This is a genomic window from Frigoribacterium sp. AC759 (assembly GCF_979256015.1).
The window spans coordinates 1-218 of the sequence record NZ_CEEDMT010000237.1 but is presented as its reverse complement, the minus strand read 5'-3'; the positions used below and the strand labels follow the sequence as shown (position 1 = coordinate 218).

Annotated in this window: 1 protein-coding gene; it reads right to left on the bottom strand. The window is 67.4% G+C overall.

Annotated elements, in window-relative coordinates; genetic code table 11:
- Positions 1–218, bottom strand: a 218-nt coding sequence (locus tag ACZ6JE_RS15810; protein ID WP_464319569.1) for an SLAC1 family transporter, incomplete at both ends; no start/stop codon positions are given.

Sequence of the window (218 nt, the reverse complement as noted above, 5' to 3'; positions counted from 1 at the left end):
ATCAGCGTGATGATCACGATCGACGCCAGCAACGACAACCCGAACATCGCGTAGCACCCCCAGAGCATGTTCTGCCTGGCCTGCCCCGCGGGCAGGAAGGGCAGCAGCAGCGCACCGGTCGAGGCAGACACCATCGGGGGAACCACGGGCATGAGCCAGCCGCCGAACGCACTGTCGGGGGCCGTGTCGTGCCGGGTGAACGTCAGGTACGGGACCGC